Origin of the sequence: Burkholderia sp. AU4i (genome assembly GCF_000466765.1) — a bacterium.
In the GTDB taxonomy this organism is placed as follows: domain Bacteria; phylum Pseudomonadota; class Gammaproteobacteria; order Burkholderiales; family Burkholderiaceae; genus Burkholderia; species Burkholderia cepacia.
In genome coordinates, this window is record NZ_ASSI01000354.1 from 1 (window position 1) to 8,361 (window position 8,361).

The following is an 8,361-nucleotide window of genomic DNA, read 5'->3' on the forward strand; positions in this document are numbered from 1 at the left end:
GGCCCCGCGGCGCGGCGCGCGCGGCGGCGCGGCGGGCACGCCGTCGGGCGTGTCCGGATCGCCAGGCGGCGGCGTGTCGTTCGTATCGTTCGGGTCCTTCGTCATGCGGTTCGTCGATGAAGCGGTACGTTCAGAAAGCGATGCCGAGCGTCAGGTACGGGCGCACGCTGTGGTTGCGCAACCCATACGCGACGTCGACGTTGATCGGGCCGACCGGGCTGCGCCAGCGTGCACCGACGCCCACGCCCGGGTAGAACACGCGCTCGCCCCACGCATCGGTCGCGGTGCCGATGTCGAAGAACGTCGCGGCACCCCAGTCGCGGTTGAACCAGTGCTGGTATTCGGCGGTGCCCGTCATCAGGTACTTGGTCGGCAGGACGGAACCGTCGACGCTGTTGCCGATGCTCTGGTAACCGTAGCCGCGCACCGAGTTCGAGCCGCCCGCGCGGAACAGCAGCGACGCCGGCACGCCGGTCGAGCTGCCGCTCGTGAACACACCGCCGAGCTCCGCGCGGAACACGAACAGGTCGCGCTTGCCGACCGGCAGGTACTGCTGGCCGCGCGCGTAGCCGCGGATGAAGGTCTGGTCGGTCAGCACGCCCTTGACCGCGAAGCCGGCCTCCGCGTGGATCAGGTTGCCCGAACGCGGGAACAGCGGATCGTCGACGTTGCGGCGCGTCCATGCCCATTGCGGCACCAGCGCCCGGCTCGTGGTCGGCCCCGCGCTGTTCTGGTCGAGCCGGTCCTGGTAGTACATCAGCGAATACGAATAATCGATGAACTGGCCCGTGCGCGTGCGCTGCACGCCGACCCGCGCGCTGTAGATGCGCGTATCCGACACGTTGGTGTTCGTGTACGACGCGAGCACGCTGTTGGTCCACCCCTTCTCGCCCGGCGGCATCGACAGCTGGACCTGCCCGTATTGCTGGATCTGGTCGAGCCGGCCCGACACGGTCAGCGGCCACGCGGCGCCGAACGTGTCGAGATACGTGTAGGAGCCCTGCACATGCGGCCCGGTGTCGGTCGCGAAGCCGACGCCGCCGCGGATGTTGTTGTACGGGAACTCGCTGACCTTCACGTGCACGGGCGTGCGCTCGGGCTTCGCCGTATCGTCGCCGACGTCGATCGCGACGCTCGCGTAGTACGGCGTGTTCTGCAACTGCCGCTGCAATTCGGTGATCCGCTGCACGTCGTAGATCTCGCCTTCCGACAGCGGATTGACGTTCGTGACGATCTTCTCCGGATAGCGCCGCACACCGTCGACGTCGACCTTGCCGATCGTGAACGTCGGACCGCTGTCGAACGTGACCGCGAGCGTCGCGCGCTGCGTGCGCGGATCGATGCGCGCCTCCGACGACGCGATCTTCGCGCCGAGATAACGACGCGACTGCAATTGCCTGAGCGCCGCGCCCTTCGCGCCGTCCCAGTCGGACTGCGTGAACGGGTCGCCCGGCTTCAGCGAAAACGCGAAACGGGTCGCGGCTTCCTGCTTCGGGTCCTCGGTGTCGACAGGCCCGTTGAAGGTCAGGTCGACGCTCGACACGACGGTCTGCTTGCCCGGATCGACCGCGATGCGCACGTCGCGCTTGCCGTCGCGCGTGCGCACGTCGGTGCGCACGACCGGCGAGAAATACCCGGCCGTCGCGGTCAGGTCGCGCACCTGCTGCGGGGTGGCCGTCACGAGGAAGTCGAACTGGTCGTCGCTGATGTCGTCGCGCTTCGCGAAGCGCGCGATGTCGAGGTGCGTCTTGAGCAGCTTGCGCACCGAGCGCGGTGCGTCGATGTCGACGTCGTACTTCGCGTGGGCCGGCAGCGCGAAGCACGCGGCCAGGCAACCCGCGAGGGTCGCCCGCGCGGCACGGGCCGCGGCGCCGGCGCGATTGCGTTCCACGCGCGGGCCCGCGTCATGTGCCGGATGTGCTTGCTGGTTCGACTGCCCCGCCAAATATGACCTCGCCCTCGGTTGTCACGGTTTTGTGGAAAACCCTGTATTTGACCACAGCGTGCCGGCGTCAAAGCTTAATGTTTGTAAACCGCCGCGCGAGCGCGCGTGGCCGCGGCGTCATGCCCGGCGGCGCGCTTGCGGCCACCGGCTGCGCGCCAGCCCGCGGATTCGACGCGCGATTGCCGCCGGCCGTTCCCGCGTTGCGGTAAAATCCCGCCATCGTGAATCCGGCGCATCGTGCGCCGCCCGAAACGGAAAATCCAGCCATGCCGTACCAGTCCGATGTCACGCAGTTCCTGAACCAGCTCAAGCAACAGAAGCCGACGCTCGAGGAAGAGCAGCGCAAGGGCCGTTCCCTGCTGTGGGACAAGCAGCCGATCGACCTCGAAGAGCGCGCCGAGCAGCAGGAATCGCGCGTGAAGCAAACGTCGTACGTCTACTACCAGAACTTCTGACGACGTGAGCGCCGCCGACGAGGCCAGCGCCGCCCGCCAGGACGACGCGATCGCCGCGCCCGCGGGCGCCGATTCGACGCCCGACACGGTCGACGGTGTCGCGGCATTCGCTCGCCTGTACGGCGAGCCGCTGTTCAAGCTGCCGCAGGATCTCTACATCCCGCCCGATGCGCTCGAGGTGTTCCTCGAGACCTTCGAAGGCCCGCTCGACCTGCTGCTCTACCTGATCCGCAAGCAGAACTTCAACGTGCTCGACATCCCGATGGCGCAGGTCACCGCGCAATATCTGGGCTACGTCGACCAGATCCGCACGTCGAACCTCGAGCTCGCGGCCGAGTACCTGCTGATGGCCGCGATGCTGATCGAGATCAAGTCGCGGATGCTGCTGCCGGTCAAGAAGGCCGACACCGGCGAGGAAGCCGAGGATCCGCGCGCCGAACTCGTGCGCCGCCTGCTCGAATACGAGCAGATGAAGCTCGCCGCGCAGCGGCTCGACCAGTTGCCGCAGCTCGGCCGCGACTTCCTGCGCGCCGAGGTCTACATCGAGCAGAGCGTCACGCCGCGCTTCCCCGACGTGAATTCGGACGACCTGCGCGCCGCATGGGCCGACGTGCTCAAGCGCGCGAAGCTTGTCCAGCACCACAAGATCTCCCGCGAGGAGCTGTCGGTGCGGGAGCACATGAGCCTGATCCTGCGCCGGCTGCAGAACGCGCGCTTCATGGAATTCGCCGAGCTGTTCGACACGTCGCGCGGCGTGCCGGTCGTCGTCGTGAATTTCATCGCGATGCTCGAACTCGCGCGCGAATCGCTCCTCGAGATCACGCAGGCCGAGCCGTTCGCGCCGATCTACGTGCGTCTCGCGTACCTGCCCGCGTAACCGGCCTGGCGCCCGCGTAACGCCCGCGCCCGCCCTTCCCGCCCTCCCGATTCATTCCGGCACACATGCCGCCTCGCCGCAGCCCGACGCGACTGCGCGGGCCGCTGCCGGCACGCCCTCCTAAAAAGTGAACGACCGTACTTTTTTCGATGCGTTTGGCGGCCAAATCCTCTACAATCCGCCGACGCCCGATGCGCCGCCCGCGCGCCGGCGTTCTCCGCTTCGACCCCGACGCCGCTGCTGCGGCGCCAACGCGCGCATGCGCGAGGAAACCGCTACCCGATCATGAAAGTCATCAGCTCGATCCAGGAATTGCGCGACCAGTTGCGTGGACAGAACCGCACGGCGTTCGTGCCGACGATGGGCAACCTGCACGAAGGGCACCTGTCGCTGATGCGCCTCGCGCGCCAGCACGGCGACCCGGTCGTGGCGAGCATCTTCGTCAACCGGCTGCAATTCGGCCCGAACGAGGATTTCGACAAGTATCCGCGCACGCTCCAGGACGATATCGAGAAGCTGCAGCAGGAAAACGTCTACGTGCTGTTCGCGCCGACCGAACGCGACATGTACCCGGAACCGCAGGAATACCGCGTGCTGCCGCCGGACGATCTCGGCGGGATTCTCGAGGGTGAATTCCGGCCCGGCTTCTTCGCCGGCGTGTGCACGGTCGTCACGAAGCTGATGTCCTGCGTGCAGCCGCGCGTCGCCGTGTTCGGCAAGAAGGATTACCAGCAGCTGATGATCGTGCGCCGGATGTGCCAGCAGCTCGCGCTGCCGGTCGAGATCATCGCGGCCGAAACCGTGCGCGACGAGGACGGCCTCGCGCTGTCGTCGCGCAACCGCTACCTGACGACCGACGAGCGCAAGGAAGCGCCCGAACTCGCGAAAACGCTGCAGCGCGTGCGCGACAGCGTGCTCGGCGGCGAGCGCGACCTCGGCAAGCTCGAGCATCACGCGCGCACGCACCTGGCCGAGCGCGGCTGGCTGCCCGACTACATCGCGATCCGCCGCCGCGCGAACCTGATCGCACCGAGCGCCGCCGAACTCGAAGCCGGCGAGCCGCTCGTCGTGCTCGCGGCCGCGAAGCTCGGCGCGACGCGCCTCATCGACAACCTGGAAATCTGACGGGCCGCCCGCCCGCGCCTCTCACGACGCATCACGGAGACACCATGCAGCGCCACATGCTCAAATCGAAGATCCACCGCGCGGCCGTCACGCACTGCGAGCTGCACTACGAAGGCTCGTGCGCGATCGACGAAGACCTGCTCGAAGCGGCCGGCCTCATCGAAAACGAACGGATCGACATCTGGAACATCAACAACGGCGAGCGTTTCTCGACCTACGCGATCAAGGGCGAGCGCGGCAGCGGGATGATCTCGCTGAACGGCTCGGCCGCGCGTCGCGCGCAGCTCGGCGACCTCGTGATCATCGCCGCATTCGCGATGGTCGATGAAGCCGAGATTCAGGCCGGCTGGAAGCCGAAGCTCGTGTTCATCGACGACGGCAACAAGATCAAGGGCCACCGCGATCACGTGCCGACGCAGAACTGGACCTGACCTGACTGGCCGGCCGCTTGCGGTCGAAGGGTCGAAGGATCGAAGGGCCGGATGCCGTATGCCACGGGATCCGGCCCTTTCTCATTTCATCGCGTACCGGCCCGGCGGTCGCGCGATCAGGACGCCTTGGCGGCCCTCTCCGTCTTCTCGGCCTTCGGCGCGCGGCGTTCGGCCCATTCGACGATCGGCCGCCACTGTTCGAGATCCTTCTCGACCCGGCTCTTCGCGACGTCCCACAGCGTGAGGCCGTGCGCGGCGATCTGCACGTAGTTCTGCGTGTCGCGCACGTAGCCGAGCACCGGCAGGCCGAGCCCTTCGACGAACCGGTGAAGCTGGTCCGACGAGCGCGTGCGCGCATCGACCCGCATTCCGACGATCCCGACCTCGACGCTGCCCTTGCGCACGGCCTTCTCGCCGGCGAGGCGCTCCAGAAACTGCTGCGTGGCCAGAATATCGAACATCGACGGCTGCAGCGGCACGATCACCTTGTCGGCCAGTTGCAGCGCGACGTTGAGCCGGTTGCCGTGCAGCCCGGCCGGCGTATCGATCACCGCATATTCGAGGCCGCGCGGCGGCTTCGTCGGCGCGTCCGGATCGAGTGCCCATGCCTCGATTGCCGGCAGTCCGGCCGGCCGCAGGTCGAGCCACGCATGTGCGGACTGCTGCCGGTCCAGGTCGGCGAGCGCGACCCACGCGCCCTGCGCCGCGAAATAGCCGGCAAGATTGGTGGACAGCGTGCTCTTCCCCACGCCGCCCTTCGGATTCGCCACCACGATCACCGTCATGAATTCCCCCGAAAAAGCCGCGCGGCCCCTGCCGCGGGGCAGGCGCCGCTCGATTGCGGATACAGGGAGCGATGATATCGGCAAACGGGGTGTCACCGAAACGGGTTGCGCCGCGTCGCGTACGCCGGCTTACCCCGCCGACTTACCCACTTACCCCATTACGCACGCTGAACCGCGGCTTCCCGTGCGCCGAGCGCGAATGCGCCGCCGCCCAGCAGCGCCTGCACGGCGAGCGTGACGGCCCAGAACGCCGGGTATTCCCAGCCGCCGTTCGGCGACGCGAAGCTCCAGCCGTTCGGCAGATGCGCGGCGGTCGCGCCGAGCATGAACGGCAGCAGCACCAGCGCGGCGACGCGCACGCGGAAGCCAGCGAGCAGCGCCAGGCCGCCGGCCAGTTCGACGAACGTCGTCAGGTACGCGAGCCAGCCCGGCAGGCCGATCGACGCGAAGAACTGCGCGGTGCCGGGCAGCGTGAAGACGAACACCTTCTGCGCGACGTGCGCGAGGTACAGCACGCCGAGGGCGACGCGCAGCAGGGTCGCGGCGAAATCGTTGAGGCGATTGGGGTTCATGGCGAATTCCTTCGTGAGTGGTGTGAATGGATCGCACTCTATTCGAATCGATTCGACCGATAAACGCGCCAATTCGCTTTAACTCATTCCCCAATGGAATCAATCGAGACGTAAAAAGGGGCATGACCGATCATGCCCCGCGACCTGCTTCAGTCACCGCTCTTGCCTTGTGTGGCGTTGCCGGAACCGGACTGGCCGCCGCCCGGTACGGACGAATCGCACGCATGCGCAACCGCCGACACGCCCAGCAGCGCCGCGAGCAGCATGCCCCACCACCATCGAGCCTTCATCGTCGCACTCCTCCAGGCGGACATCCGCCCTCCTGTGTTGTATGCGATCCGGCGGAAAAAGCGAGCATGGCCCGGCCCGCGTCAACGAAACTCGGCGTACAGCGCGTCGAGATCGAGATGGTCGGCGAACGAGTCGGCCAGCCGCTCGAGCGATGCCTCGCGCAACGCCGGATAGTCGATGCGCTCCGCGCCGTCGAGCCCGGCCCACGCGAGCAGCGCCGCGCATGCGTCGGGCGAGTCGAACAGCCCGTGCACGTAGGTCGCGAGAATCTGGCCATCGGCGGACACCGCGCCGTCCGGGCGTGTGGCGTCGGAGGCGGCGTCGGCTGCCAGCATCAGCGCGGGCGACGCGAGCGCGGGCCCGTGCGTGTCGCCCATGTGGATCTCGTAGCCGCGCACGGCCGCCCCGCCCGGCAGCGCGAGATGCCCGGTCACGTTCTTCAGCGTCTTGTCGCGCCGCAGGGTCGTGTCGAAATCGAGCAGCCCGAGCCCCGGCACGCTGCCGGGCGCCCCTTCGAGGCCGAGCGGATCGTCGAGCGTGCGGCCGAGCATCTGCATCCCGCCGCAGATGCCGATCACCTTGCCGCCGTAGCGCAGATGGCGACGGATCAGCGTGTCCCAACCCGCGTCGCGCAGCCATGCGAGATCGCGCTGCACGCTCTTCGAACCGGGCAGGATCAGGAGGTCGGCATCCGGGACGGGGCCGCTCTTCCAGTACGTGAATTCGACCTGCGGATGCGCGCGCAGCGGGTCGAAATCGGTGTGGTTGCTGATGCGCGGCAGCGCCGGCACGACGACGCGCAGCAGGCCGGCATCGCCGCGTGCGGCGGGGCTGCGCGCCTGTGCGGGCAGCATGTCCTCGGCGTCGAGCAGCAGGCCGTGCAGGTACGGCAGCACGCCGAACACGGGCTTGCCCGTCTGCGCACGCAGCCAGTCGAGCCCCGGTTCGAGCAGCTTGACGTCGCCGCGGAAGCGGTTGATCACGAAGCCGCGCACGCGTGCACGCTCGCTGTCCGACAGGCACGCGAGCGTGCCGACGAGGTGCGCGAACACGCCGCCGCGGTCGATGTCGGCGACGAGCACGACCGGGCAGTCGACGCGTTCGGCAAACCCCATGTTCGCGATGTCGCCTTCGCGCAGGTTGATCTCGGCCGGGCTCCCCGCGCCCTCGACGATCACCGTGTCGTAGCCGGCGCGCAGGCGCGCGTACGACTCGAGCACCGCTTCGAACGCGACCGGCTTGTAGCCGTGATACGCGCGCGCATCGAGGTTCATGCGCGCCTTGCCGTGAATGATCACCTGCGCGCCGCGGTCGCTCGTCGGCTTCAGCAGCACGGGGTTGAAATCCGTATGCGGCGCAACGCCCGCGGCCAGCGCCTGCAGTGCCTGCGCGCGGCCGATTTCGCCGCCGTCGGCCGTCACCGCGCTGTTGAGCGCCATGTTCTGCGGCTTGAACGGCGCAACGCGCGCGCCGCCGCGGCGCGCCAGCCGGCACAGGCCCGCGACCAGCGTGCTCTTGCCCGCGTCGGACGTCGTGCCCTGGATCATCAGCGTGCCGCGCGGCCGCGGCTCGGGTGCATTCATCGTGTAAAGGTCGTCGCGAAGCAAAGGCCGCATTATCCCCCGCGCCGGTGTGCCCGCGCCGTTACAATCACGCGATGATTCCGCACGACCTCACCTTCGTCATCGGCGGCGCACGCTCGGGCAAGAGCGCGCACGCCGAGCGCCTCGCCGCCGACAGCGGCCGCCCCGTCACCTACATCGCCACCGCAACCGCCGCCGATGCCGAATTCGCGCAGCGCATCGCGCACCATCGCGCGCGCCGGCCGGCCGCCTGGGGCTTCGCCGACGCACCCGTCGACCTCGCCGGCACGCTCGCGC

Annotated in this window: 10 protein-coding genes; 5 read left to right on the forward strand and 5 right to left on the reverse strand. The window is 68.3% G+C overall.

Features of this window, described 5'->3' with window-relative positions; genetic code table 11:
* Nucleotides 1–130 precede the first annotated feature (130 nt).
* Nucleotides 131–1,945, reverse strand: a complete 1,815-nt coding sequence (locus tag L810_RS42385) for an autotransporter assembly complex protein TamA (protein ID WP_042978361.1) — start codon at nucleotides 1,943–1,945, stop codon at nucleotides 131–133.
* Between the two features lie 266 nt (nucleotides 1,946–2,211).
* On the opposite strand from L810_RS42385, the gene L810_RS42390 reads away from it, so the two are divergent.
* The 4 genes from L810_RS42390 to panD all read left to right on the forward strand — a co-directional run bounded on the left by L810_RS42390 (nucleotide 2,212) and on the right by panD (nucleotide 4,833).
* On the forward strand, nucleotides 2,212–2,400 hold the full coding sequence (locus L810_RS42390) for a DUF3460 family protein (protein ID WP_006478107.1): 189 nt from the start codon (nucleotides 2,212–2,214) through the stop codon (nucleotides 2,398–2,400).
* Between the two features lie 4 nt (nucleotides 2,401–2,404).
* A complete protein-coding gene (locus L810_RS42395; RefSeq protein WP_021164248.1) occupies nucleotides 2,405–3,277 on the forward strand; it encodes a segregation and condensation protein A in 873 nt (290 codons plus the stop codon).
* 285 nt (nucleotides 3,278–3,562) lie between these two features.
* Nucleotides 3,563–4,402, forward strand: coding sequence for a pantoate--beta-alanine ligase (panC, locus tag L810_RS42400; RefSeq protein WP_021164249.1), 840 nt, complete (start codon nucleotides 3,563–3,565; stop codon nucleotides 4,400–4,402).
* A gap of 44 nt (nucleotides 4,403–4,446) precedes the next feature.
* On the forward strand, nucleotides 4,447–4,833 hold the full coding sequence (gene panD / locus L810_RS42405; RefSeq protein WP_021164250.1) for an aspartate 1-decarboxylase: 387 nt from the start codon (nucleotides 4,447–4,449) through the stop codon (nucleotides 4,831–4,833).
* Nucleotides 4,834–4,949: 116 nt separating this feature from the next.
* Here the strand turns inward: panD and L810_RS42410 are convergent, their stop codons facing one another.
* The 4 genes from L810_RS42410 to L810_RS42420 all read right to left on the reverse strand — a co-directional run bounded on the left by L810_RS42410 (nucleotide 4,950) and on the right by L810_RS42420 (nucleotide 8,064).
* Nucleotides 4,950–5,618, reverse strand: a complete 669-nt coding sequence (locus L810_RS42410) for a ParA family protein (RefSeq protein WP_021164251.1) — start codon at nucleotides 5,616–5,618, stop codon at nucleotides 4,950–4,952.
* A gap of 158 nt (nucleotides 5,619–5,776) precedes the next feature.
* Complete coding sequence (locus L810_RS42415; RefSeq protein ID WP_027786730.1) at nucleotides 5,777–6,190, reverse strand: DoxX family protein; 414 nt, start codon at nucleotides 6,188–6,190, stop codon at nucleotides 5,777–5,779.
* A gap of 149 nt (nucleotides 6,191–6,339) precedes the next feature.
* The gene (locus L810_RS48645) at nucleotides 6,340–6,480 is read right to left on the reverse strand and encodes a hypothetical protein (RefSeq protein ID WP_021164253.1); all 141 of its coding nucleotides are present in this window, start codon (nucleotides 6,478–6,480) and stop codon (nucleotides 6,340–6,342) included.
* Between the two features lie 81 nt (nucleotides 6,481–6,561).
* Nucleotides 6,562–8,064: a cobyric acid synthase gene (locus L810_RS42420; RefSeq protein ID WP_042978362.1), complete on the reverse strand. Its 1,503-nt coding sequence runs from the start codon at nucleotides 8,062–8,064 to the stop codon at nucleotides 6,562–6,564.
* A gap of 74 nt (nucleotides 8,065–8,138) precedes the next feature.
* Here L810_RS42420 and L810_RS42425 point away from each other — a divergent pair.
* On the forward strand, nucleotides 8,139–8,361 hold a 223-nt coding region (locus tag L810_RS42425), incomplete at its 3' end, for a bifunctional adenosylcobinamide kinase/adenosylcobinamide-phosphate guanylyltransferase (RefSeq protein ID WP_042978363.1).

Coding starts and splice junctions, on each gene's coding strand:
- panC (WP_021164249.1), top strand. CDS start 3,563: ATGAAAGTCATCAGCTCGATCCAGGAATTGCGCGACCAGTTGCGTGGA.
- L810_RS42420 (WP_042978362.1), bottom strand. CDS start 8,064: ATGAATGCACCCGAGCCGCGGCCGCGCGGCACGCTGATGATCCAGGGC.
- L810_RS42415 (WP_027786730.1), bottom strand. CDS start 6,190: ATGAACCCCAATCGCCTCAACGATTTCGCCGCGACCCTGCTGCGCGTC.
- L810_RS42410 (WP_021164251.1), bottom strand. CDS start 5,618: ATGACGGTGATCGTGGTGGCGAATCCGAAGGGCGGCGTGGGGAAGAGC.
- L810_RS48645 (WP_021164253.1), bottom strand. CDS start 6,480: ATGAAGGCTCGATGGTGGTGGGGCATGCTGCTCGCGGCGCTGCTGGGC.
- L810_RS42390 (WP_006478107.1), top strand. CDS start 2,212: ATGCCGTACCAGTCCGATGTCACGCAGTTCCTGAACCAGCTCAAGCAA.
- panD (WP_021164250.1), top strand. CDS start 4,447: ATGCAGCGCCACATGCTCAAATCGAAGATCCACCGCGCGGCCGTCACG.